This is a genomic window from Bradyrhizobium sediminis, from assembly GCF_018736085.1.
GTDB lineage: Bacteria > Pseudomonadota > Alphaproteobacteria > Rhizobiales > Xanthobacteraceae > Bradyrhizobium > Bradyrhizobium sediminis.
Genome location: NZ_CP076134.1, coordinates 5,027,619 through 5,051,614, shown reverse-complemented (window position 1 = coordinate 5,051,614; position 23,996 = coordinate 5,027,619). Strand labels below are relative to the sequence as shown.

General features: G+C 63.1%; 17 protein-coding genes and 1 pseudogene. 5 read left to right on the top strand and 13 right to left on the bottom strand.

What is annotated here, in order from left to right; genetic code table 11:
* The first annotated feature begins 59 nt into the window (after positions 1 to 59).
* Positions 60 to 1,211 (top strand): ABC transporter substrate-binding protein, encoded by a 1,152-nt coding sequence (locus tag KMZ29_RS24295; RefSeq protein WP_215621553.1) that lies wholly within the window; start codon positions 60 to 62, stop codon positions 1,209 to 1,211.
* Between the two features lie 119 nt (positions 1,212 to 1,330).
* On the opposite strand, the gene KMZ29_RS24290 is transcribed toward KMZ29_RS24295, so the two are convergent.
* Genes KMZ29_RS24290 through KMZ29_RS24280 form a run of 3 tightly spaced genes read right to left on the bottom strand, consistent with a single transcriptional unit; the run spans position 1,331 to position 4,874 of the window.
* On the bottom strand, positions 1,331 to 2,062 hold the full coding sequence (locus KMZ29_RS24290; protein WP_215621552.1) for an ABC transporter ATP-binding protein: 732 nt from the start codon (positions 2,060 to 2,062) through the stop codon (positions 1,331 to 1,333).
* Positions 2,059 to 3,831, bottom strand: coding sequence for a branched-chain amino acid ABC transporter ATP-binding protein/permease (locus KMZ29_RS24285; RefSeq protein ID WP_215621551.1), 1,773 nt, complete (start codon positions 3,829 to 3,831; stop codon positions 2,059 to 2,061). The genes KMZ29_RS24290 and KMZ29_RS24285 overlap by 4 nt, the downstream gene beginning before the upstream one ends.
* Positions 3,832 to 3,836: 5 nt before the next feature.
* Complete coding sequence (locus KMZ29_RS24280) at positions 3,837 to 4,874, bottom strand: branched-chain amino acid ABC transporter permease (protein ID WP_215621550.1); 1,038 nt, start codon at positions 4,872 to 4,874, stop codon at positions 3,837 to 3,839.
* 188 nt (positions 4,875 to 5,062) lie between these two features.
* On the opposite strand from KMZ29_RS24280, the gene KMZ29_RS24275 reads away from it, so the two are divergent.
* Positions 5,063 to 5,581: a MarR family winged helix-turn-helix transcriptional regulator gene (locus KMZ29_RS24275; RefSeq protein WP_215621549.1), complete on the top strand. Its 519-nt coding sequence runs from the start codon at positions 5,063 to 5,065 to the stop codon at positions 5,579 to 5,581.
* A gap of 158 nt (positions 5,582 to 5,739) precedes the next feature.
* Here the strand turns inward: KMZ29_RS24275 and KMZ29_RS24270 are convergent, their stop codons facing one another.
* From KMZ29_RS24270 to KMZ29_RS26825, 3 genes and pseudogenes are all read right to left on the bottom strand, one after another.
* Positions 5,740 to 7,020 carry a glycerate kinase type-2 family protein gene (locus KMZ29_RS24270; RefSeq protein WP_215621548.1) on the bottom strand — a complete coding sequence of 427 codons (1,281 nt, stop codon included), beginning with the start codon at positions 7,018 to 7,020 and terminating at the stop codon, positions 5,740 to 5,742.
* 800 nt (positions 7,021 to 7,820) lie between these two features.
* Entirely contained in the window at positions 7,821 to 10,097 is a 2,277-nt protein-coding gene (locus KMZ29_RS24265) for an outer membrane protein (protein ID WP_215621547.1), read from the bottom strand.
* 436 nt (positions 10,098 to 10,533) lie between these two features.
* Positions 10,534 to 10,664, bottom strand: a pseudogene (locus tag KMZ29_RS26825) (IS3 family transposase); the annotation flags it as partial.
* Positions 10,665 to 11,065: 401 nt separating this feature from the next.
* Between KMZ29_RS26825 and KMZ29_RS24255 the strand changes: the two are divergent.
* Positions 11,066 to 12,234 (top strand): IS3 family transposase gene (locus tag KMZ29_RS24255; RefSeq protein WP_215620298.1). Its coding sequence is split into 2 segments (ribosomal slippage): positions 11,066 to 11,354 and positions 11,354 to 12,234, totalling 1,170 coding nucleotides; the frame shifts between segments, so codons are not numbered across the junction.
* A gap of 350 nt (positions 12,235 to 12,584) precedes the next feature.
* Here the strand turns inward: KMZ29_RS24255 and KMZ29_RS24250 are convergent.
* The 7 genes from KMZ29_RS24250 to KMZ29_RS24220 all read right to left on the bottom strand — a co-directional run bounded on the left by KMZ29_RS24250 (position 12,585) and on the right by KMZ29_RS24220 (position 19,733).
* Complete coding sequence (locus KMZ29_RS24250; protein ID WP_215621545.1) at positions 12,585 to 13,814, bottom strand: ABC transporter substrate-binding protein; 1,230 nt, start codon at positions 13,812 to 13,814, stop codon at positions 12,585 to 12,587.
* A 152-nt stretch (positions 13,815 to 13,966) separates the two neighbouring features.
* Positions 13,967 to 15,196, bottom strand: coding sequence for an ABC transporter substrate-binding protein (locus tag KMZ29_RS24245; RefSeq protein ID WP_215621544.1), 1,230 nt, complete (start codon positions 15,194 to 15,196; stop codon positions 13,967 to 13,969).
* A 187-nt stretch (positions 15,197 to 15,383) separates the two neighbouring features.
* Complete coding sequence (locus KMZ29_RS24240; RefSeq protein ID WP_215621543.1) at positions 15,384 to 16,400, bottom strand: branched-chain amino acid ABC transporter permease; 1,017 nt, start codon at positions 16,398 to 16,400, stop codon at positions 15,384 to 15,386.
* Positions 16,401 to 16,402: 2 nt separating this feature from the next.
* Complete coding sequence (locus KMZ29_RS24235) at positions 16,403 to 17,281, bottom strand: branched-chain amino acid ABC transporter permease (RefSeq protein ID WP_215603739.1); 879 nt, start codon at positions 17,279 to 17,281, stop codon at positions 16,403 to 16,405.
* Positions 17,282 to 17,292: 11 nt separating this feature from the next.
* Entirely contained in the window at positions 17,293 to 18,006 is a 714-nt protein-coding gene (locus KMZ29_RS24230) for an ABC transporter ATP-binding protein (protein WP_215621542.1), read from the bottom strand.
* The gene (locus KMZ29_RS24225; RefSeq protein ID WP_215621541.1) at positions 18,003 to 18,800 is read right to left on the bottom strand and encodes an ABC transporter ATP-binding protein; all 798 of its coding nucleotides are present in this window, start codon (positions 18,798 to 18,800) and stop codon (positions 18,003 to 18,005) included. Before KMZ29_RS24225 ends, KMZ29_RS24230 begins: the two co-directional genes overlap by 4 nt.
* A gap of 72 nt (positions 18,801 to 18,872) precedes the next feature.
* Positions 18,873 to 19,733: an IclR family transcriptional regulator gene (locus KMZ29_RS24220; RefSeq protein ID WP_215621540.1), complete on the bottom strand. Its 861-nt coding sequence runs from the start codon at positions 19,731 to 19,733 to the stop codon at positions 18,873 to 18,875.
* A 211-nt stretch (positions 19,734 to 19,944) separates the two neighbouring features.
* Here KMZ29_RS24220 and KMZ29_RS24215 point away from each other — a divergent pair, with 211 nt between their 5' ends.
* Entirely contained in the window at positions 19,945 to 22,041 is a 2,097-nt protein-coding gene (locus KMZ29_RS24215; RefSeq protein ID WP_215621539.1) for a 3-hydroxyacyl-CoA dehydrogenase NAD-binding domain-containing protein, read from the top strand.
* Between the two features lie 168 nt (positions 22,042 to 22,209).
* Positions 22,210 to 23,892, top strand: coding sequence for a dicarboxylate--CoA ligase PimA (gene pimA, locus KMZ29_RS24210; protein ID WP_215621538.1), 1,683 nt, complete (start codon positions 22,210 to 22,212; stop codon positions 23,890 to 23,892).
* Positions 23,893 to 23,996 lie beyond the last annotated feature (104 nt).

Here is a 23,996-nt window from a genome sequence, read left to right as displayed (position 1 = left end):
CTGAATGAACAGCCCGATTTTGATCTAGGTTGGACAACAACACTCAAAGGGAGGAATGAATGAACAAGTTTTACCTGTCGGCCGCGGCCATCGCGGCAACTTTGGCACTGCCGGCGTTACCGGCAAGCGCCCAGAGCAATGAAATCGTGATCGGCATCACCGTCACGACCACGGGACCCGCGGCGGCGCTGGGCATTCCCGAGCGCAACTCGCTCGAATTCGTGCCGAAGGAAATCGGCGGCGTCCCGCTCAAGCTGATCGTACTCGACGACGGTGGCGATCCGACCGCCGCCACCACCAATGCGCGGCGCTTCGTCACGGAATCCAAGGCCGACATCATCATGGGTTCGTCGACCACGCCGCCGACGGTTGCGGTCTCCACCGTCGCCAATGAAGCCGGCATTCCGCATTTCGGCCTGGCGCCGCTCCCGATCACGCCGGAGCGCGCCAAGTGGTCGGTCGTCATGCCGCAACCGGTCCCGATCATGGGCAAGGTGCTGTACGAGCACATGAAGGCGCATAACGTCAAAACCGTCGGGTACATCGGCTACTCCGATTCCTACGGCGATCTCTGGTTCAACGACTTCAAGAACCAGGCCGTCCCGATGGGAATGACTATGGTTGACGAGGAGCGCTTTGCGCGGCCGGATACCTCGGTCGCGGGACAGGTGCTGAAGCTGGTCGCCGCCAATCCCGACGCGGTCCTGGTCGGCGCGTCCGGCACCGCCGCGGCGCTGCCGCAGACGGCGCTGCGCGAGCGCGGCTACAAGGGGCTGATCTATCAGACCCATGGCGCTGCCAGCATGGACTTCATCCGCATCGCCGGAAAGGCTGCGGAAGGCGTGATCATGGCGTCGGGTCCGGTAATGTCGCCGGAAACGCAAGCCGACAGCGCGCTGACCAAGAAGCCCGGCCTCGCGCTCAACACCGCCTATGAGGCCAAGTTCGGTCCCAACAGCCGCAGCCAGTTCGCCGGACATTCCTACGATGCCTTTGAAGTTCTCAAGCGCGTCATTCCGGTGGCGCTGAAGGCGGGCAAGCCGGGCACGCCGGAATTCCGCGAGGGCATCCGTAAGGCGTGGCTGAGCGAGAAGGACCTCGCGGCGAGCCAAGGCGTCTATAACTGGACCGAAAAGGACCGCTACGGCGTCGACGACCGCTCGCGCATCATCCTGACGGTGAAGGACGGAAAATACGTTCCGGCGAAGTGAGCTGAAGTTCGTAGTCGGTAGGGTGGGCAAAGCGTAAGCGTGCCCACCAACCACTTGAACGCCATTCACCATGGTGGGCACGGCGCAAGAGCGCCTTTGCCCACCCTACTTTTTCTTTTCTAAACCGCGCTCTCGCCCTCGTGGGTGAAGCCGAGATAGCTCGCCGCCACCCGCTGGTTGGCGGCGATGTCCGTCGCCGGACCGTTCAGGATGAACTCACCGAGCTCCATCACATAGGCACGGTCGGCGATCTTCAGCGCGGCCTGGGCGTTCTGTTCGACCAGCAGCACCGAAACGCCGTTGGCGCGCAGTTCGCCGATGATGTGGAAGATATCGGCGACGATGATCGGGGCGAGGCCAAGGCTCGGCTCGTCCAGCATCAACAGCTTTGGCGCGCCCATCAGGGCGCGGCCCATCGCCAGCATCTGCTGTTCGCCGCCCGACAGCGTCCCGGCGAGCTGCTTGCGCCGCTCCTTCAGCCGCGGGAACAGCGTGTAGACCCGCTCGAACGATTGCGCCGCGACCGCTTTCGCGATCCGGAAGGCGCCGAGCTGCAGGTTGTCCTCGACACTCATGGTGGCGAACAGCTCGCGATGCTCAGGCACGAGGCTGAGGCCCGCCGCGACGCGGTCCTCGATCTCGAACCGCAACATGTCCTCGCCGGCAAAGACGACGCGGCCCTGCAGCGGCAGGATGCCCATGACGGCGTTCAGCAGTGTGGTCTTGCCGGCGCCGTTGGCGCCGATGATGGTGACGATCTCGTTGTCATTAACCTCGAGCGAGACCGAACGCACCGTCTCGACCTTGCCGTAAGCGACATGCGCGTCGGTGACCTGCAGCAATGCGCTCATGAAACCGCTCCGAGATAGGCCTCGATCACGTCCGGATTGGTCTTGATCGCATCGGGGGTGCCCTCGGCGATCTTGGTGCCGAAGTCGAGCACCACGACGCGGTCGGCCAGATTCATCACGAATCCCATGTCGTGCTCCACCAGCAGCACCGACATGCCGCCGTCGCGCAATTGCCGCAGCAGGCCGGCGAGCCGCTGCTTCTCCATATGCCGCAAACCGGCCGCCGGCTCGTCGAGCAGCAGCAGCATCGGGTCGACACAGAGCGCCCGCGCGATTTCGACGATGCGCTGCTGGCCGAGCGACAGGCTGCCCGCCAGCTGGTCGATCTGGTCACTGAGCCCGACGCGCTCGATCTGGCGCGCCGCCTCCGCCAGTAATTTCGCCTCATCTGCCCGGTCGAGCCGGAACATGCTGGAGAGCGCGCCGGAATGCCCGCGCAGATGGGCGCCGATCGCGACGTTTTCCAGCACCGTCATGTCGGGCACCAGTTTGACGTGCTGGAAGGTCCTGGCGATACCAAGTTTTACCACTTCCAGCGGCGGCGCGTTGTTGATGTTGCGGCCGAGCACGGAGATCGAGCCGCCGGTAGAAGTGAGCACGCCGGTGATCAGGTTGAAGGTGGTGCTCTTGCCGGCGCCGTTGGGGCCGATCAGCGCCACGATCTCGCGGGCCTGGACGTCGAAGGAGACCTCGTTGACCGCGATCACGCCGCCGAACTGCTTGCGGGCACGGTCGAGCTGCAGCAATACGCCGGGCGCGGTCGCCGGCCGGCTGCGCGCCGGCAGGACCAGCGAGGTATCGGGCCGCTTGCGGCCGGGCGTGAACGGCAGCCGCGCCATCAGCCAGGGCCAGACGCCGGTCGGCGCCAGTTGCAGCAGCAGCACCAGCAGGATGCCGAACACGATGGTCTCGAGCTGGCCTTCGCCGTGGAACAGATAAGGCAGGTGGCTCTGCAGGATCTCTTTCAGGATGACGACAATGCCGGCCCCCAGCACCGCGCCCCAGACATAGCCGGCGCCGCCGACCACCGCGATGAAAAGATATTCGATACCGGCCTGGGCGCCGAACGGGGTCGGATTGGCGGCGCGCTGGAAATGCGCATAGAGCCAGCCGGACAGCCCGGCCAGCACCGCGGCATAAATGAACACCAACAGCTTGGCGCGCGGGGTCTGCACGCCGAAGGCTTCGGCGGCGATGTGGCCGCGGCGCAGCGCCCGGATCGCGCGGCCGGTGCGTGAGTCCAGCAGGTTCATGGTGAGCAGGGCGGAGATCAGCACCGCGACCCAGATCGCGAAGTAGATCGTCCCGGCATCGAGCATCTTGAGCGAGCCGATCGACAGCGGCGGGATCCCGGTGATGCCGTCATTGCGGCCGAGGAATTCCAGCTTGCTGAAGAGGTAGAACAGGCCGATGCCCCAGGCGATGGTGCCGAGCGGCAGATAGTGGCCGGACAGCCGCACCGTGACGAGGCCGAGCAGGACGGCGGCGATGCCGCTCACCAGCAAGGCGAGCGGCAGCGTCAGCCACGGCGATACTCCATACGCGGTGGTGAGCACCGCCGTCGTGTAGGCGCCAAAACCGCAAAATGCCGCCTGGCCGAACGAGGTGAGGCCGCCGACGCCGGTCAGCAGCACCAGCCCCATCGCCACCAGGGCGGCAAGCCCGATGTTGTTGAGCAGCACGATCCAGAACGGCGGCATGCCCGGGATGAACGGAATCGCTGCCATCACCAGCGCGAAGACGAACATGGGAAGGAGGCGTTGCGTCATCGCGATCAATCCTTCTCTTCCTCGACCTCGGGTGCGGCGAGCGACCGCAGCACGAGGACCGGAAGGATCAGCGTGAAGACGATGACCTCCTTGAAATTGCTGGCATAGAACGAGGAGAACGCCTCGACGGTGCCGACCACCAGCGCCGCGACCGCGGTCAGGGGGTAGCTGACGAGGCCACCGATGATCGCAGCGATAAAGCCCTTCAGGCCGATCAGGAACCCGGTGTCGTAATACAGCGTCGTGATCGGCACGATCAGGATGCCCGAAATCGCCCCGATCACCGAGGCCAGCAGAAAGGCGATCTGTCCCGACAGCGTGGTCCGGATGCCGACCAGGCGCGCGCCGAGCCGGTTGACAGCAGTGGCGCGCAGCGCCTTGCCGTAGAGTGTGAGGCCGAAGAACAGCCACAGGCCGACGATGAAGGCGATGGTGATGGCGTAGACCGCCATGCTCTGGCCGGTGAAGCGCAGCGGGCCTATCGTGAAGGCCGTATCCAGGATCGCCGGGCCGCGCTGGCCTTCGGCGCCGAAAAATACCAGGCCGAGGCCCTGCAGCGCGAGGTGGCAACCGACGGAAACGATCAGCAGCACCAGCACCGAGGTGTGCGCGATCGGCTGAAACGCAATGCGGTAGAGAAACAGGCCGATCGCCGCGACGATCAGGAGCGACAGCGCGATATTGATCGCGATCGACTTCTGGCCGGCGAGCCAGGAGGTCAAAGCGAGGATCACGACCGGCAGCAGGATATTGACCGCGAAGGCGCGTGCCACCAGGCGCAGATGCAGCAACTTGCGGCCGGCGAACAGGTCGAGGCCAAACGCCACCATGCCCATCGCCACCGCCAGCCGCGCCGTGCCGGGCACATGGCCCGCCGACAGCGTGGCATAGGTCAGCGCGCCATAGGTGACGAACTCGCCCTGCGGAATCAGGATCACGCGGGTGACGGCGAACACCAGCACCAGCGCAAGTCCGAGCAGCGCATAGATTGCGCCGCTGGTAATGCCGTCCTGTACCAGGAACAGCATGATGGTTGTGTTCAAGGCCGGGCGCTCCCCCTCAAGCGTCGGACCGGTCGCGGCCTTGAGCGGCCGCTGACCGTCGAATAACAGCAGTTGAAAAGTCCCGCCGATATTCGGTATAGTGCATAACAATTATCAAATATAACTTCAAGGCCCGGTAGGCGTCAGCCGGGTACCTTTCAGCCTAGCGGGATTGCGAGCCTCGAGCGATGACTGTTTCCAAGACCGCCGCCGCTGCCGTCAAGCCGTCCCGCGCCGCCCGCAAGGAACCGGCGGAGGCCTCGGCGCCGGACACCGCGCTGCAGCTCGGCGAATTGTCGGAACTGCTGGGCTATTCGCTCAAGCGCGCGCAGTTGAGAATTTTCGAGGATTTCCTGCGTTGTGTGGCGCCGCTGCAGCTGACGCCGGCGCAGTTCTCGGTGCTGTTGCTGCTCGACAGGAATCCCGGCCGCAACCAGACCGAGATCGCCAATACGCTCGGCATCCTGCGGCCGAATTTCGTGGCGATGCTCGACGGCCTCGAGAGCCGAGACCTGTGCACGCGGGTCCGCTCGACCAACGACCGCCGCTCCCACATCCTGATGCTGACCGACAAGGGCCGGGCGGTGCTGGCGCGCGCCAAGAAGCTGGTCGCGACCAAGCACGAAGCGCGTCTCAACGAGGTGCTGGGCCCCGCCAACCGCGCCGCGCTGCTGGATATGCTGAGCAAGCTCGCAAGAGAGTTTTGAGGCGGGTGCGAGGCACGCTCGCTCGTCATTGCGAGGAGCCAACGGGTCGCGCGAATGCGCGCCCGATGACAGGCTCCGCGATGAAGCAATCCATGGCAGCAGCAAGGAAGAATGGATTGCTTCGCTTGCGCTCGCAATGACGTGGATGGAGCTGCGCCCTAATCCACCAATATCACCCGGATATCATTGACATTGGTCAGCGTCGGGCCGGTCAGCAGGAGATCGCCGGTTGCGCTGAAGAACGCGGTGGCGTCGTTGTTGTCGAGGTACGCCCTGGGATCGAGGCCGAGCGACTTCATCTTAGCGAACGTGGCGGAATCGATCATTGCGCCCGCGGGATCGGCGGCGCTGCCGGCGCCGCCGTCGGCGCCGTCGGTGTCCGCCGCCAGCGCCGCAATATCGGGTGTGTCCTTGAGCAGACCGGCCAGCGCCAGCGCATACTCCTGGTTGGGGCCGCCGCGGCCATTGCCGCGCACGGTCACGGTGAGTTCGCCGCCCGACAGGATCGCCACGCGCCTGTTCGCCGCGCGGGCCTGCAGCGCAAGCCTGGCGTGATCGGCGGCGACGTCGCGGGCCTCGCCTTCGAGGTCGGCGCCGAGTCCGATGATCTCGTAGCCCGCGTCCTTGGCCAGCCTGATCGCGGCGTCCAGCGACGCCTTCGGCTGCGCGATCAGTTCGAACTCTGCGCGCGCAAAGGCGGCATCGCCTGGCTTGCAGCTCTCGTTCCTGGGGTCGTCGAGCGCAATCCGGATCGCGTCGTCAACCTGAAGGCCGTATTTTGCGACCAGGGCGCGCGCATCCGCAAGCGTGGTCGGATCCGGCACCGTCGGTCCGGAGGCGATGGCGCTCGGATCGTCGTGCGGAACATCCGATATTGCCAGTGTCACGATTTCGGCCAGCTTCCCGGCGCGCGCCAGCCGCCCGCCCTTGATCCGCGACAGGTGTTTGCGAACGGTGTTGACCTCGCCGATCGGCGCGCCCGAGCGCAGCAGCGCCCGGTTCAGCTGTTGTTTCTGCGTGAACGATACGCCCTCGGCCGGCGCGATCCAGTTCGCGGAACCGCCGCCCGACAACAACACCAGCAAGAGATCGTCGGCACCCGCGCTCGCGGCCAGACGCAGGCTGTCCTCGGCGCCCTTGAGGCCAGCCTCATCGGGGACGGGATGGCCGGCTTCGACCACCCGGATCCGCCGCGTCGGCACGGCGTGGCCGTGGCGGGTGGTGGCGATCCCGGTGAGACGCGACGGCTCGAGCCCCAGTTCGTCAAGATAGTGCCGCTCCGCCGCTGCGGCCATGGCGGCCGCGCCCTTGCCGGCGGCCAGACAAATCACCCGGCCCTTCGGCGCCGGGCGCAGATGCCTCGCCAGCACCACGTCGGGATGTGCGGCGGCGACGGCGGCATCATAGATCGCGCGCAGGAGAGGGCGTCTGTCGGTCATCGATTCGCGGGATTTGAAATGGAAACATGCGACGCCGGTTATCCATCCGTTTTGCACAAAAGAAAACCCCCGCAGCGCGCTGCGGGGGTATAGTGATATCAAGAAAATAGGCCAGTTTTGACCTTAGCGCCATTGTGCCGATAATTCTGCTATTCAGAATGCGCCCCGTCCGGCTTTTTCAGCGCTCGATAGATGCTGCAACAAATGACGTTGGCAAGCATCTCGCTTCTAGCCTTCATTGTTAGAAACATGGAAGATCGGCAGCGAATTGCTCGTAATTGCGCTGCTAATCCTGACGCTGTCGGTCAGGCTTCAAACTGGCCTGCAACAGTTTTCTATTCTAGTTACCCAGGCTTCTTAGTATCCTCTTGATCGGCTCTCGAAACTCCTCCTTGATCGGGTCGGGGCCTGAAAAATCTCCTGTCACAAGACCATCGGCCAAAAAGGTTGGCCATTCGGGGCAAAAGGGCATTGGCAGCCGCGGTACGGAGCCAACTTCAAGATTATCTTTGCCCGCCCAAGTCCATCGGACGGCTTTGCGCTTTACGAGCCAAAAGAGCCCGTCATGGAATTCTGCACAGGGCGATAAGTGGAGTGTCTGCCTGACAACGGGCACGCTGTGCCTGCGAATCAGGAGCGACCATGAGTAGAAGAACGCGCCGGAAACACACCGGCCTTCAAGGCGAAGGTGGCGGTCGCCGCCGTGAAGGGCGAATCGCACTTCCGGAGGAATATCTGGCATTCACCGTTCAAACAAAAACGGCCGGGTCCTGTGGCCCGGCCGTTCGTTGGTTGAAACGCTACGGCGTGAACTTGTAGGACAGGCCGGCGCGGACGGCCTCGAGGGTCTGGCGGCCGCCCCGCTCGGCGAACGGCGGATTTGCGGGATCGGTCGATGTCTGGACCGTGGTAGACTCGACGGTGCCGAAATCGTAGTGCAGATATTCGAGGCGCGCGATCCAGTTCGAGTTGTGGATCATGGTTTCGACACCGGCGCCGGCCACCCAGCCGAAATGGTCGCGCGGCGATTCGCTGAGAATCGTGTTAATGTTATTCAGGCTGGGCGAGACCCTGAACCAGGTTCGGTTGACACGCTCCCATGCGAGGCCGCCGGTGCCATAGAGCAGCCAGTCGCCCGCGAGCGTCCAGCCGAGACGGCCGCGCGCGGTGCCGAGATATTTCACATTGTCCGACAGCGTGCCGGTCGTGCCCCCGAAGGTCACCGGGAGCGAGCTGCCCCGGATGCCGGTGGCGCTGCCGTCGATCTCCAGTCCGGCGATCGCGCGGCCGTACTGCCAATTGTAACCGGCCTGGCCGCCGCCGAGCCAGCCCGCCGACTTGATGCCGCCGGCGAGCGCGCGGCTGAAGGCGGTGATCGCGAAATCGTTGCCCTTCCAGCCATAGCCGCCATGGGCGCCGAGATAGAAACCGGCCCAGTTCTGCAGCGGCGGCGGCACGCGCGGCGCCTTGGTGTACATCGCAGGCTGAACCGCCGCAGCCATTTCCGGGCCGAACTTGTAGGAAACGCCGGCGCGCACCACGTCGATGGTTTGACGCCCTGCGGTGATGGTTGCGTTGGCGGATAGTCCGCTCTGAAAGATGCTGATGTTGCCGCCGGTGTTGATGCGGCCGAAATCGTAGTGCAGATACTCGAGGCGCCCGATCCAGTTCGTGCTGCCGAGCATCATTTCGCCGCCGACACCCGCGACCCAGCCGAACCGGTCGGACGGACTGGTGGATGTGGCGTTCGTTATCCCTGCCGGTGTCGTTTCATTTTGTATTTTGGTGCGCTCGAGGCGTTCCCAGGCAAGGCCCGCCGTGCCGTAAAACAGCAAATTATCTGTCGCCAGCCAGCCGAGGCGGCCGCGCGCGGTGCCGAGATATTTTACGTTTTCGTCGAATCTGCCGGAGAGAGTGGCGGCCGGAACCGCGATGGTCGCGGTCGCGGTGTTCGAACTGCCGCTGATGTCGGCGGCGCTGAGGTCGATTTCGAGACCGGTTACGAAACGACCGTACTGCCAGTTGTAACCGAGCTGGCCGCCGCCGACCCAGCCTTTCGAGTTGACCCCGCCGAGGGTCGCCGTCGAGCCGATCCCGGGGAACAGTATTAACGGCTCCGTGCCGGGATCGTTTCCCCAGCCATACCCGGCATGGGCGCCGAGGTAGAAGCCGGCCCATGACGAGGCTGACGCCGCAACCGGCACCTTGGCATAGGGCACGGCCGCCATCCTGGCAGGCTCGCCGAACTTGTAGGAAATACCGGCGCGAACGAGGTCGATGGTCTGCGAACCGGCGGAGCTGTTGAAGGAGCCAAATCCAGGCGCCGTATTGGTGTCGCTCCTGGCCGTCATGACCTGCCCGAAATCGTAGTGCAGATATTCGACGCGGCCGATCCAGTTCGGGCTGCCCAGCATCGCTTCCGCGCCGACGCCCGCGACCCAGCCGAATTTGTCGATGGGATCCCGGAAGGAAAACGAGTTTGAAGTCACAAGTACTCCGTTCGCCGTGACGGCCTGGGACTGGACCTTGGTCTGGTCGAGCCGCTCCCAGGCAAGGCCCGCGGTCCCGTAGAGCAGCACCTTGTCCGTGGGCAGCCAGCCGAGCCGCGTGCGGGCACTGCCGAGATATCTGACGTTTTCGCCCAGCGTGTCGCTGCTTGAAACTGTTGTGCCGGGTGCGACGAAGACCTCGCTGACGCTGTTGGTGCCCTTGATATCCGTCGCGCTGAAGTCGAATTCCAGCCCGGTGACGACACGGCCGAACTGCCAGTTGTAACCGGCATGGGCGCCGAAGACCCCGCCTTGCGACCGCACGCCGTCAAGCGACGGAGGCGGCGTCGTGAAGAAGAACTCGGCCTCGGATCGGGAAAAGTCGTCGTGTTTCCAGCCGTAGCCGCCATGAACGCCGAGATAAAAACCGGCCCACGACGACGCGATCACGGGCGGCGGCGCTTTCACCAGCGGAAGGTCCGCCGCCAGCGTCGAGCCGCTCAGCACCGTCAGCGACGTGCCGGCGAGAAACAGCCGGCGCAGCGCTATCCGGCCCATTCCCGATCCCGTCTGCGTTGTGTCGGACATTCCAGCCACCCCTTAAATTCCTGCAAAATACCCGATCAGAATATTTCCCGTCGCTCCGAGGCGCTACCTGAGGGTGCAGAAGGTGCGCCTCGAAGCAGCGAGATAGACTGTCGGCGTAGCATGGTGGCAACAGTTCCCGGCTGTTTCCGGTGGTGATTTGCCTTTTGGGCGCGCGAGCAGCGAAATCCGCGCGCTTCGATTCGGTGGCGGATGGAAGCCGCCTCGTGCTCGATTCGGGGTGGATGCGGCTCGCGCGAGTTTTGCCGGGAGCGTCGTGGCCTCAAATCGGAAGGCGCTCGCGTGCGTCCCACTGCATGGCGCCGCCGAGGTGAGGGCGCCAGTATTGCAATAGGTTGATGGTGCGGTGGAACATATCGACATCAATTGACGTCACGGCGTGCGCGCCGCTGCGCGTGCTCACAAGAGAACGCATGCTCCGCTCCGGCTTCATCTGACCGTGGCCGGGGAATGCATGCTGTGGATCGCCCGCAAGCTGCTTCACGCAGTTGCTGCATACGACACGCCGCGCTCCTTGATCAGTCGAACCGCCTCAAGCTCCTGCTCCATAAAACACCTAACTCGGTGTCTTCGGAACCGGGTGCAGCTCAACGCGTCCTCCCTGATACCAGAGGCGAGCAAGCGAGCGTTGGCATCGTTTGGTCCGCACGTCCAGAGGCTAAGCGAGCGCGTTGTTGAAGCGAAGATACGAGCCGACTTGATGAGCAAGCTGCCGAAGCGCAAAGATATTGCCACGGCACTTCCAATCGATATCACTATAGACGTGCCTAAAATCATCTCTGAAAAGAAAGTGAAGCTTGAGGCCGCGATTGCCAGAGGCGATCTAGGCTTCATAGTTGCTCGTTATCCCGTCCGGGAGTCTCCTGCCTTGGGACTCATAGCGGAGACCCTTGAACCTCCTCCGAATGAGTGGACACCTGTAGTAGGCTCGTTGAGCCCGGAGGTGTCGAATGGAACGTCAACGTCGGTCATTTACCGAAGAGTACAAGCGCCAAGCGGTCGAGCTGGTGGCGTCGAGCCGTCGCTCGGTCACGTCGGTGGCCAAGGAACTCGGTCTGCGCGACTCGGTGCTGCGGCGCTGGGTGGACAAGTTCCGGCAGGGGCCGACATCGGCGGCGTGGCGCCCCACCACGCAGGCGACGCCGATGTCGGCGGACCAGGCCTCGGAGATCGCCCGGTTGCGCCAGGAGAACGAACGGCTGCGTATGGAGCGCGACATTTTAAAAAAGTCGATCGCGATCTTTGCCGGAACCCGGACATGAGCTTCCGTTTCATCGAGGACCACCGCGACACCTATCCGGTGCGGTTGATGTGTGCCGTGCTCGAGGTCTCGCCAGCCGGCTATTACGCCTGGCGTGATCGCCCGGTGAGTGAGCGAACAAAATCCAATGCCACGCTCCTGGCTGCAATCCGGCAAGTCCATCAAGACAGCAGCGGGCGCTACGGCAGTCCCCGCGTCCATACCGTCCTGCGGAGGCAGGGCCGTGGCGCCAGCCGCGGCCGGATCGAGCGGATGATGCGTCGGCACGGTATCCGCGCCATCATGGCACCGCCGCGCCGTGTGCGCACCACCGACAGCCGTCACGACCTGCCGATCGCACCGAACCTGATCGCGCGCGACTTCACGGCCCCAGCCCCGAACCGGGTCTGGCTCGCCGATATCACCTATATCCCGACCGCGGAGGGGTGGCTGTACCTGGCGGCCGTCATGGATCTCTTCAGCCGAAAGATCGTCGGCTGGGCCATGCGGGATCATATGCAGGTCGAACTCGCTTCCGCGGCGCTGACGATGGCCATCCAGCAGCAACGCCCGCAGGCCGGATTGATCCACCACTCCGATCGCGGCGTGCAGTATGCCTCACACGCCTATCGCAACACTCTCACGGCCGCCGGCATCACCGCATCGATGAGCCGCAAGGCCGATTGCTACGACAATGCCCCGATGGAGAGCTTCTTCCATACCCTGAAGACCGAGCTCGTTCATCATCGCAACTACAAGACTCGCGCCGAGGCCCAGCGCGATATCTTCACCTTCATCGAGGGCTTCTACAACCGAACCCGGCTCCATTCCGCCATCGGGTATATCGCCCCGATCGAGATGGAGCTAAAAGCCGCTTAAACCCGTCCACTTTTTCGGGGGAAGATCACCCTCGGTTTCCAAGGAAGAACGCAATACGAAAGTGCAGTTAGACAACTGCTTATCGATAGCGCTGACGCCCTTTCATTTATAAGAAGGCTCTTTGGTACGCTGTCCGACGATATCGCAGCGATCTAAAGCCTTCGAAAACTCGAAGAAACGCGCTGACACCTTCCCGCCCAGTAACGCCGCGCCTGATGGCGCGTCCTTAAACCCATAATCCAGTCCTGACGACACTCTGGTCAAAACTGGTCCTATTTTAGGCTATCACTATACCCCCGCAGCGTGCTGCGGGGGTCTGTGAGCCCTGAAGGGCGGCGCGGGTTAGTACGTCAGTTGGTGGTGTCGGCGCCCAGGATTTCGCCGAACCTCTCCCAGGTTTCGCCCTTGAACCTGATCAGTTGCACCTGCGAGATCGGAGCAAAGTCGGTGGCGCTGGTGTTGACCTTGATGCCGGGCAACAGGCCGCCGAGCTCCAGATTCTTGATGCTGGCCGCCTGCTTCATGACGTTCTCGCGGGTGAGATTGTCGCCGGAGGCCTTCAGCACGTGCGCGAGGCCTTGCGCGACGGTGTAGCCGTACATCACCGAGCCATCGATCCGATTGCCTTCGGGGAAGTACTTGGTGAGGAACTCGTCGAAGGCCTTCATGCCGGCATCGTTCTTCCACTGCGGATCGGACGTATCCTTCAGGTAGGCCGACGAGATGATGCCCTGGCCGGCTTCAAAGCCGGCCGGCTTCATCACGCTGCCGATCGAGGCGGAGACGTTGTTGAGGAAATGAAGCGGCTTCCAGCCGATTTCCGCGTTCTTCTTGATCGCCTGCGCGGCGAATTTCGGCGTGGTGATGTTCACGAAGACGTCGGCGCCGGTCGATTTGAGCTTGACGATATGGGAGTCGATGGTCGGCTCCGAGACCTCGTAGCTTTCTTCCATGACGATCATCGAAGCCGCCTTGGCGCCGAGTCCGTCCTTCAATCCTTTCAGGTAGTCCTTGCCGTAATCGTCGTTCTGATAGAGCACGGCGATCTTGGCGTTCGGTAGTTCCTTGAGGATGTACTTGGCATAAATCTGGGTTTCGTTCTGGTAGTTGGGCTGCCAGCCCATGGTCCAGGGGAAGCCCTTCGGATCGTTCCACTTGGTGGCGCCGGTGGCGACGAACAGTTGCGGCACCTTCTTCGCATTCATGTACTTCTGGATCGCCGAATTCGGCGGCGTGCCGAGCGGATTGAAGACGAGCAGCACCTCGTCGCTCTCGACCAACTTGCGCGCCTGCTCGACGGTCTTCGGCGGGCTGTAGGCGTCGTCATAGCTGATGAAATTGATCTTGCGGCCGTTGATGCCGCCCTCGGCATTGATCTTCTTGAAGTAGGCCTCTGCAGTCTTGCCGATCACGCCATAGGCGGAGGCAGGTCCGCTGTAGGGCATGATGTTGCCGATCTTGATCTCGGTGTCGGTGGCGCCGGTGTCGTATTTCTTCTGGGCGAGCGCGGCGCTGCTGGTTGCGGCAAGCGCAACCAACGCGGCCGAGGCGATCGCAAGTTTCTTGGGGGTAGTAAGCATTCAGGGTCTCCCTTTTCTTGATGTTGGGTGCGTTATGTTCTTCTTGGCACGGCCGGATTGAATACCATTTGGCGGCGGCCATCAAGGAAAAGCCCCTGCGCCGGGGGGCGCAAAGGCTCTTTCCTTGGCAGTCGGTTAATCCCGCCGGAGCGTCAGCCGCCGACGTCGCCGCTGATGACCTCTCCGAACAGATCCCATTTGTCGCCCTTGAACCGCATCAGCTGAAGCTGGGAGATCGGGGCGAAGTCGGTGGGACTGGTATTGACCTTGATGCCCGGCAGCATGCTGCCCAGCTCAAGTCCTTTGATGCTGGCCGCCTGCTTCATGACGTTCTCGCGGGTGAGATTGTCGCCGGAGGCCTTCAGCACGTGCACGAGGCCTTGTGCGACCGTGTAGCCGTACATCACCGCGCCATCGATCCTGTTGCCTTCAGGGAAGTACTTGGCGAGGAACTCGTCGAAGGCCTTCATGCCGGCATCGTCCTTCCACTGCGGATCGGACGTATCCTTCAGGTAGGCGGATGAGATGATGCCCTGGCTGGCTTCAAAGCCGGCCGGCTTCATCACGGCGCCGATCGAGGCGGACACGTTGTTGAGGAAGTGCAGCGGCTTCCATTCGATTTCGGCCATCTTCTTGATCGCCTGCGCCGCGAATTTCGGCGTGGTGACGTTGAAGAAGATGTCGGCGTTGGTCGACTTCAGCTTGACGATGTTCGAATCGATGGTCGGTTGCGTGACCTCGAAGCTTTCCTCGGCGATGATCATGGTGGCCGCCTTGGCGCCGAGACCGTCCTTGAGGCCTTTGACGTAGTCTTTGCCGTAGTCGTCGTTCTGATAGAGGATGGCGATCTTGGCGTTCGGCTTTTCCTTGAGAATGTACTTCGCGTAGATCCGGGACTCGCTCTGGTAGTTGGGCTGCCAGCCCATGGTCCAGGGGAAGTCCTTGGGGTCGTTCCACTTGGTGGCGCCGGTGGCGACGAACAACTGCGGCACCTTCTTCGCATTCATGTACTTCTGGATCGCCGAGTTCGGCGGCGTGCCCAGCGGATTGAAGATGAGCAGCACTTCGTCGCTCTCGACTAGCTTGCGCGCCTGCTCGACCGTTTTCGGCGGGCTGTAGGCGTCGTCGTAGCTGATGAAGTTGATCTTGCGGCCGTTGATGCCGCCCTCGGCATTGATCTTCTTGAAGTAGGCAGCTTCGGTCTTGCCGATCACGCCGTAGGCGGAGGCCGGTCCGCTGTAGGGCGTGATGTTGCCGATCTTGATCTCGGTGTCGTTGGCGCCGGTATCGTATTTCTTCTGTGCGAGTGCGCCGCTGCTGGTTACGGCAAGCATCGCGAGGGCAGCCGAAAAGGCCCCCAATCGCAGTTGGATAGCAGGCATTTGGATCTCCCTGGGTCCTGGTGTGATTGTGTCATTGTTTTTTATTGGACGCACTTTTCGGCGCCTGCCTGCATTCAATACCTTCTCTGGGTGCCCATCAAGAAAAAGCCCCCTGCGACGACGGTCGCAGGGGGCTTTTTTATTGGGAACAGATTCGACGCGTATTCCGCTAGGTGGAATACGTTCGTTAACCCTTCTTGAGTTTGCCGATCAGTTGCTGGGCGACGATTGCGACTTGCCGCGCGCCGTGCGGCACCAGGAAGATGACGAGGAACAGCAGCACGCCGAACACCGCGCCGGACAGGCCCTTCGAAATGCCCTCCGCGATATTCGGCACGAAGATGATGAAGGCCGAACCGACGATCGAGCCGGGCAGCCATCCCACGCCGCCGACGACCATGCCGAGAAACAGCGAGATCGCCAGCGTGATGGTGTAGCCGTCGGGCGCGACGAACTGCACGGCGATGGCGCCGAGGCCGCCGGCGACGCCGGTGATGCCGGCGCTGACACCGAATGCCAGCGTCTTGTACAGCGCGACGTCGATGCCCATCGCGGAAGCCGCGATCTCGTTGTCGCGGATCGCCATGAAGGCGCGGCCGGAACGCGACTTCAGGAGGTTGATCGAGAAGATGTAGATCGCGATCGAGACCACAAGCGTGAAATAATACAGCCACCTGTCCTGCGAGATCGGCAGGCCGAACGGTGCATCGGGCTTGGTCACCACCAGGCCCTGGACGCCGCCGGTCCAGTGTTCGAAGACACCGAGCTTCAACAATTGCGGCATTGCCACTGCCAACGCAAAGGTCGCCAGCGCCAGATAGATGCCGCTCAGGCGCAGCGCCGGCTGACCGAACAGGAACCCGAAGCCGAAGCAGATAATGCCGGCAATGGGCAACGTCAGGGCATAATTCATGCCCACATGTTCCATCAGAATGGCCGAAGTGTAGGCGCCGACTGCGTAGAAGGCGCTCTGGCCCAGCGAAAACTGGCCGCTGCCGCCGGTCAGGATGTTCAGCGCCAGCACCGCCAGCGCGTAGATCAGCACCATCGTCAGCTGGAAGACGATGAAATTCTTCATGAACATCGGCGCGATGACCAGCAATCCCAGCACCACGATCGAGGTGCCGTAGCCCAGCGTCATGGCTCTCTTTGGAACGGCCTCGACCGCCGGTGCTTCGTTTGCGACTTCCTCAATTGCGCTCATGATCAAACTCGCTTCACGATGGGACGGCCGAACAGGCCCGCCGGTTTGAGAACCAATACGGTGATGATAAGCGCCAGTGCGATCGGCAATTTCAGTTCATTGCCGACGCCGGGGATATAGGTCCCGGCGAGATTCTCGAACACGCCGACCAGGAAGCCTCCAACCACCGCACCGAGCGGACTGGTCAGGCCGCCGAGGACGGCGGCGGCAAACCCGTAGATCAACACACCGCCCATCATGTTCGGTTCCAGGAACACCACCGGCGCGATCAGCATGCCGGCGATCGCGCCGATCGCGGTCGCCATGCCCCAGCCAAGCGCGATCATCCAGCTGGTGTTGATGCCGACCAGCCGTGCCGATTCCGGCAACGATGCAGCCGCGCGCATGGCAAGGCCGATCCGCGTGAACTGAAAGAACAAATAGAGCAGGATCAACAGTCCTATCGTGACGCCGATCATGCCGGCCTGATGGGTAGAGATGAGCTGACTGCCGAGAAAAGGCGACGATCCGAACGGCGTCGGATACTGCTTGATGGTGAAGTCCCAGGTCAGCCCGGCGACGCTGTTGACGATCGCAAACAATGCGATGAAACCGGCGACATTGGTCAGAATCGGCGCCTTGGCAAGCGGCTTGAACAGCAACCGCTCGATCAGGATGCCGCCGGCGAACGAAAATGCCAGCGTGAGCAGGAAGGCCCACCAGTAGGGCACGCCCCACTGCATCAGTTGCCAGGAGATGAACGTCGAAAACATCGCCATTTCGCCCTGGGCGAAATTGAGATGATCGATCGCCTGGTAGATCATGACGACGGCTAGCGCCATGCAGGCATAGATCGCACCTGTGGCGATGCCAGCCAGGACTTGGTTGATAAAAAGTTCCATGGCTGCGCTCCTCAATAACCGAGATAGGATTTACGGACGTCTTCGTTGTTCGCGATTTCGGCAGCGCTTCCCGACATCACGATGCGTCCGGTTTCAATGACGTAGGCCTTGTCGGCGAGCTCCAGCGCAAGCTGCGCATTCTGCTCCACCACCAGAATGGTGACCTTGTCCTCACGGTTGATCTTGCCGAGGATCTTGAACAGATCGCGCACGATCAACGGCGCCAGGCCGAACGACGGCTCGTCCAGCAGCATCAGCCGCGGGCGCAGCATCAGCGCGCGGGCGACCGCCAGCATCTGCTGTTCGCCGCCCGAAAGCGTGCCGGCCTGCTGGGTATGCCGCTCCTTGAGGACCGGAAAGTGATCGTACATGCGCTCGATGTCGGAGGTGACGCCGGCCCTGTCCTTGCGCGTGATCGCGCCGAGCTGCAGGTTTTCCTCCACCGTCATGGTGGTGAAGGTGCCGCGGCCCTGCGGCACATGGGCGATGCCGAGGCGGACGATGTTTTCGGTGGAGCGGCCGGTGAGCGGAGCGCCGTCGAACTCGATGCCGCCGGTCGAACGCACCATGCTGCAGATCGCCCGCAAGGTGGTGGTCTTGCCGGCGCCGTTGGCGCCGAGCAACGTGGTCAGGCTGCCTTCGTTGAGCGAGAAGGAGAGGCCGTGAAGCGCCTGGACCTGGCCGTAATAGGCCCTGAGATCCTTGACGTTAAGCATCGCGGTCATTGGTCCTTGCTCCCCAGATAGGCTTTGATGACATCCGGGTCGGATTGCACCTGGGCCGGCGTGCCTTCGGCGAGCTTGCGGCCGAAGTTCAGCGCGACCACGTGGTCGGCGATCGACATCACCAGACCCATGTGATGTTCGACCAGCAGCACGGTCATATGGCGATCGTCGCGAATCCGGCGGATCAGGTCGCCGAGTACGTGGACTTCCTCGTGATTGAGACCGCCGGCGGGCTCGTCGAGCAGCAGGATCTTCGGTTCCGCAGCCAGAGCGCGCGCCAATTCGACGCGCTTCTGGGTGCCGAACGGCAGGCCGGACACCACGGTGTGCGCGACGGCGTCAAGCTCGAGATAGCTGATGATTTCATGGACGCGCCGGTTGATCTCGGCCTCGCCGCGGCGGACCCAGCCCAGTTGGAGCGAGTCTGAGATGATGTCGCTGTTGGTGCGTGAATGGGTGCCGACCCTGACATTGTCGAGCACCGAAAGATTGGGGAACAGCGCCACGTTCTGGAAGGTGCGGCCGATGCCGATTTCGGCGATCCGGTGCGGCGGGCGCATCAGGATGCTCTCGCCTTCCATCAGAATGTCGCCGGAGCTCGGCTGGTAAAGCCTGGAGAGGCAGTTGAAGAGCGTCGTCTTGCCGGCGCCGTTCGGCCCGATCAGGCCGAGTATCTGGCCCTTGCGCATGTCGAACGACACGCCATTCAACGCGACGATGCCGCCGAACACGACGCTGACGTCGCGAACCGCGAGCAGGGGGTTATGTCCCTGCGCGAGCTGTGCCTGCATCATCTGGCTCCGCCCACGTCGATCGTTGGGCGGAAGCGGCCATGCGAATTTTTTCGCCGGTCGCAATGATGAAGGCTACCTGATCCCCTCAACCACACGTGCAACTTTTCCTCCTGCTTTCAACTTCTTGTCATCTTTTTTTGATTGCGGCGCCGCGCCACCCAAGGCCGCTTCGATGTTCCTTACCATCGCCACGAGGCGAGGTCCAATATCGTTGCGCAGCCGATCTTCCGTGAAACGGAATGCGGGCGCGCCGCAATTGAAGGCGTACGGACCAGTTCCGTCGTTGAGCTTCAGCCCTACGCCGACGGCGTGGATGTCGTCATGCCATTCACCGGCCGAGATCGCGAAGCCGAGTCTTTCCACTGTTTCGCCGGCGCGTTCGATTCCGTCGCGCATCCGCGGCCAACGGCTGCCGTAGTGCTCGCGCAGTTCGCGCAGTAGCGCGCCGCGCTCTTCGTCCGGCAGTGCCCAGATATAGGCGCGTCCCATTGCGGTGGTGGCAATCGGGACTCGCGAACCGACGTCCAGCTGCACGCCCAGCGTTTGGCCGCGGCTCTGGCCGAAGTAGATCATGCTGGTGCGGTCGCGGCCGCCGACGGCGACCGCGCCGCCGGTCTCGCGCATGAGTTCCTCGCGAAAGGGTTCGGACAAATGCCGGACCCCGAGGTTTGCAAGGGCGGCATACCCCAGCGCCATGGCTGAAGGCGCCAGCTGATACTTCTCGAACCGAGGAACCGGTGTAAGGTAGCCGAGCTTGGTCAAAGTATAGGTCAGCCGTGAAACGGTTGGCTTTGGCAAGTTCGTACGGGCCGCGATCTCTTGATTGCCAAGAAGCCCGTCGTTGGGATGGAATGCGCGCAACACATCAAGGCCGCGGGAAAGTGCGACGACGAAACTGCGATCGGTCGCCACTTTCTTGGCTGGACGTTTCATTGCCTGCTGCTGAACGGACCTCGTTGACAACGGACGTGCTTCAAAATAACCCTCCGTGTCAAGGTGTGGAATTGAATTTCGCAGTGCGAAATAAGCAAAAATGTAGCCACTCAACGCAAGTGCGTAGCTACTGAACGCAAGTTAACAAGTGCCGTAGCTTCTCGACGCAAGTTAAGAAGCCATCCAAGAACAGGTATCCAGGGAGAGTCTCGTGAACGAAGTGGTCAAGCTCGAGCGTAATGATGTTATTGCCATCGTCACGGTTAACAGTCCTCCCGTCAACGCGCTGAGCGCCGCCGTGCGCGGCGGTATTTTCGACTGCATGAAAGCGGCGATCGCCGATCCCGAAGTGAAGGCGATCGTGCTGACCTGCGGCGGCCGCACCTTCATCGCCGGCGCCGACATCACCGAATTCGGCAAGCCGCCGAAGCCGCCCGGCCTCGCTGAAGTGCTGGTCGCGATGGAGAATTCGCCGAAGCCGATCATCGCCGCGATTCACGGCACCGCGCTCGGCGGCGGCCTCGAAGTCGCACTGGCCTGTCATTTCCGGGTCGCGACCAAGGACGCCCGGCTCGGCCTCCCCGAAGTCAAGCTCGGCCTGCTGCCGGGCGCCGGCGGCACCCAGCGCCTGCCGCGCGCGGTCGGCCCCGAACTCGCGGTCAAGATGATCGTCGGCGGCGATCCGATCGGTGCGGCCGATGCGCTGAAGAACGGCCTGATCGAGGAAATCGTCGAAGGCCCGGCGTCGGGCGGCGAGGCCTTTGCCCGCAGGGTGCTGGCCGAGAAGCGACCGCTGCGCAAACTGCGCGACGACGACTCCAAGCTCGCCGCCGCCAAAGCCGACCGCTCGATCTTCACCAACGCGGTCGCCGCCCTGACCAAGAAGGCGCGCGGGCTGGAAGCTCCGTTCGCCGCTGCGGATGCGGTCGGCGCCGCGATCGACCTGCCGTTCGACGAAGGGCTGAAGAAGGAGCGCGAGGGCTTCCTGAAGCTTTTGACGAGCGATCAGTCGAAGGCCCAGCGCTATGCCTTCTTCTCAGAGCGCGAAGCCGCCAAGATCGCCGGCGTGCCCGAAGGCACCAAACCGCGCAATGTCGAGCGCGTCGCCATTATCGGCGCCGGCACCATGGGCGGCGGCATCGCGATGTCGTTCGCCAATGCCGGTATTCCGGTGACGCTGATCGAGACCGGCGAAGAGCAGCTCAAGCGCGGCATGGGCGTGATGCAGAAGAATTACGAGGCCACCGCGGCGCGCGGCGGCATCCCTGCGGACGCGCCCGCCAAGCGCATGGGCCTGATCAACGGCAAGGTCGGGCTCGAGAACGTCAAGGACGCTGACCTGATCATCGAGGCGGTGTTCGAGACGATGGCGATCAAGAAGGAAGTGTTCGCCGCGCTCGATAAGTACGCCAAGCCCGGCGCGGTGCTGGCTTCCAACACCTCCTATCTCAACATCGACGAGATCGCGAAGGAAACCAAACGTCCGCAGGACGTGCTGGGCATGCACTTCTTCTCGCCGGCCAATGTGATGAAGCTGTGCGAGATCGTGCGCGCGGCCAAGACCGCGCCGGACGCGCTGGCCACCGCGGTCGCCGTCGCCCGCAAGATCGCCAAGGTGCCGGCGGTGGTTGGCGTCTGCGACGGTTTCGTCGGCAACCGGATGCTGGCGCAGCGCGGCAAGCAGGCGGAGAAACTGCTGTTCGAAGGCGCGCTGCCGCAGCAGGTCGACGCCGTGGTGACCAAGTTCGGCATGCCGATGGGACCGTTCGCGATGGGCGATCTCGCCGGCCTCGATATCGGCTGGCGCTCGCGCAAGGATCGCGGCATCAAGTCGGAAATCGCCGATGCGCTGTGCGAAGCCGGCCGCTTCGGCCAGAAGACCGGCAAGGGCTATTACAAGTATGAAGCAGGTTCGCGCGCGCCGCTGCCCGATCCGGAAGTCGAGAAGCTGATCGACGAGACCCTGCAGCGGCTGGGGCGCAAGAAGCGGGTAGTCAGCGACGAGGAGATCCTCGAGCGCATGATGTATCCGATGATCAACGAGGGCGCGCGGATCCTGGAAGAGAAGGTCGCGGCGCGTCCGAGCGATATCGACGTGATCTGGCTCTATGGTTATGGCTGGCCGATCTACCGCGGCGGTCCGATGTTCTATGCCGACCAGGTCGGCCTCAAGCACATCGCCGAGCGTCTCGCCTATTACGCCAGGGAGACCAACGATCCCTCGCTGGAGCCGTCACCGCTGCTCAAGCGCCTCGCCGCCGAAGGCAAGACTTTTGCGTCGCTGACGCAGACGGCGAAAGCGGCCTGATGGGATGAACCGGATGTGCTCTGCTCCGCGCCTCAACCCGTCGTCCCTGCGAACGCAGGGACCCATACGCCGGGAACTCGCGTTTTGGCGCGGGGGTAGAGACCTTTCTTCAATGTCGAGGTTCGGGGTTATGGGTCCCTGCGTTCGCAGGGACGACGCGGAAAATTCATGACCCACCCCGGCGAACAGTTCTATCCGCAAGGCGTCCACTGGGACGATCTGATCGCGCGCGGTACGCTGCCTGACCTGCTGTCGCAGGCGGCGGCGGAATACGGCGCGCGGCCGGCGATCGAATTCCGCGACCGTCCGATCAGCTACACTGAGCTCGAAGCCAGGGTCGAGGTCGCGGCCGCGGCGTTCCTGCGCGCCGGCTACGGCAGGGACAATTCGGTCGCGCTGTTCCTCGGCAACACGCCCGATCACCCCGTGAACTTCTTCGGCGCGCTGAAGGCCGGCGCCCGCATCGTGCATCTCAGTCCGCTCGACGGCGAGATCGCGCTGTCGCACAAGCTCAGCGATTCCGGGGCGCGGGTGCTGGTCACCAGCAATCTTCAGGCGCTGTTGCCGACCGCGCTGAAATTTCTCGACAAGGGCCTGCTCGATCGCCTGATCGTCTGCGAGGACGACGACTGGGGCAAGGTCGGCACGCCGCAGACGCCGCTGCCCGCCAATCCCGCCATCGTCACCTACCGTCAGTTCGTCGACGGCGCGGCGAAGCCGGCGCAGTGGCCGCAGATCGCGGTCGATGACACAGCATTGCTGCAATATACCGGCGGCACCACGGGGCTGCCCAAGGGCGCCATGCTCAGTCACGGCAACCTGACGTCGGCGGTTTCGGTCTACGACGTCTGGGGCAAGACGGCGCGCGCCGAGCGCAACGCCATCGAGCGCGTGATCTGCGTGCTGCCGCTGTTCCACATCTTCGCGCTGACGGTGGTGCTGCTGTCCTCGCTCCGGCGCGGCAATTTGATCTCGCTGCATCAGCGCTTCGACGTCGAGGCCGTGATGCGCGACATCGAGATCAAGCGCGCCACCGCCTTCCCCGGCGTGCCGACGATGTGGATCGCGATCGCCGCCCTTCCGGATCTCGACAAGCGCGATTTGTCGTCGCTGGTGAGCTGCGGCTCCGGCGGCGCGCCGCTGCCGGTCGAAGTCGCAAAAATCTTCGAACGCAAGGTCGGCATGAAGCTGAAGAGCGGCTGGGGCATGACCGAGACCTGCTCGCCCGGCACCGGCCATCCCAAGGAAGGCCCGGACAAGCCGGGCTCGATCGGGCTGATGCTGCCCGGCATCGAAATGGACGTGGTCGCGCTCGAGGATCCCAAGCAGGTCCTGCAGCCGGGCGAAGTCGGCGAAATCCGCATTCGCGGGCCGAATGTCACCAAGGGTTACTGGAACAAGCCGAAGGAAACCGCCGAGGCCTTCGTCGGCGACCGTTTTCTCACCGGCGACATCGGCTACATGGATCCGGACGGCTACTTCTATCTGGTCGACCGCAAGAAGGACATGATCATCTCCGGCGGCTTCAACGTCTACCCGCAGATGATCGAGCAGGCGATCTACACCCACCCGGCGGTGCATGAAGTGATCGTGATCGGCATTCCCGACGACTATCGCGGCGAGGCGGCCAAGGCCTTCGTCAAGCTGCGTGATGGTGCTGCGCCGTTCACGCTGGACGAACTCAAGGCGCTTCTCGCCGGCAAGCTCGGCAAGCACGAAATTCCCGCCGCACTGGAATTCGTCGACGAACTGCCGCGCACCCCGGTCGGCAAGCTGTCGCGCCACGAATTGCGCAACCGGCAGCCGGCGCCGGGAAAGCAACCGCAACTGGTATCGGGAGGGCGAGCGTAGCCAAACATCCTCGTCGTCCCGGCCAAGCGAAGCGCGAGCCGGGACCCATACGCCGAGGATGTGCTTGAGGCACCGTGGTGGCCGGCTTTTGCCACTCCCGAACG

Excerpts from the sequence above, each read along its gene's own strand:
- KMZ29_RS24295 (WP_215621553.1), top strand. The coding sequence starts at position 60 with ATGAACAAGTTTTACCTGTCGGCCGCGGCCATCGCGGCAACTTTGGCA.
- KMZ29_RS24290 (WP_215621552.1), bottom strand. The coding sequence starts at position 2,062 with ATGAGCGCATTGCTGCAGGTCACCGACGCGCATGTCGCTTACGGCAAG.
- KMZ29_RS24285 (WP_215621551.1), bottom strand. The coding sequence starts at position 3,831 with ATGACGCAACGCCTCCTTCCCATGTTCGTCTTCGCGCTGGTGATGGCA.
- KMZ29_RS24275 (WP_215621549.1), top strand. The coding sequence starts at position 5,063 with ATGACTGTTTCCAAGACCGCCGCCGCTGCCGTCAAGCCGTCCCGCGCC.
- KMZ29_RS24270 (WP_215621548.1), bottom strand. The coding sequence starts at position 7,020 with ATGACCGACAGACGCCCTCTCCTGCGCGCGATCTATGATGCCGCCGTC.
- KMZ29_RS24265 (WP_215621547.1), bottom strand. The coding sequence starts at position 10,097 with ATGTCCGACACAACGCAGACGGGATCGGGAATGGGCCGGATAGCGCTG.
- KMZ29_RS24250 (WP_215621545.1), bottom strand. The coding sequence starts at position 13,814 with ATGCTTACTACCCCCAAGAAACTTGCGATCGCCTCGGCCGCGTTGGTT.
- KMZ29_RS24245 (WP_215621544.1), bottom strand. The coding sequence starts at position 15,196 with ATGCCTGCTATCCAACTGCGATTGGGGGCCTTTTCGGCTGCCCTCGCG.
- KMZ29_RS24240 (WP_215621543.1), bottom strand. The coding sequence starts at position 16,400 with ATGAGCGCAATTGAGGAAGTCGCAAACGAAGCACCGGCGGTCGAGGCC.
- KMZ29_RS24235 (WP_215603739.1), bottom strand. The coding sequence starts at position 17,281 with ATGGAACTTTTTATCAACCAAGTCCTGGCTGGCATCGCCACAGGTGCG.
- KMZ29_RS24230 (WP_215621542.1), bottom strand. The coding sequence starts at position 18,006 with ATGACCGCGATGCTTAACGTCAAGGATCTCAGGGCCTATTACGGCCAG.
- KMZ29_RS24225 (WP_215621541.1), bottom strand. The coding sequence starts at position 18,800 with ATGATGCAGGCACAGCTCGCGCAGGGACATAACCCCCTGCTCGCGGTT.
- KMZ29_RS24220 (WP_215621540.1), bottom strand. The coding sequence starts at position 19,733 with ATGAAACGTCCAGCCAAGAAAGTGGCGACCGATCGCAGTTTCGTCGTC.
- pimA (WP_215621538.1), top strand. The coding sequence starts at position 22,210 with ATGACCCACCCCGGCGAACAGTTCTATCCGCAAGGCGTCCACTGGGAC.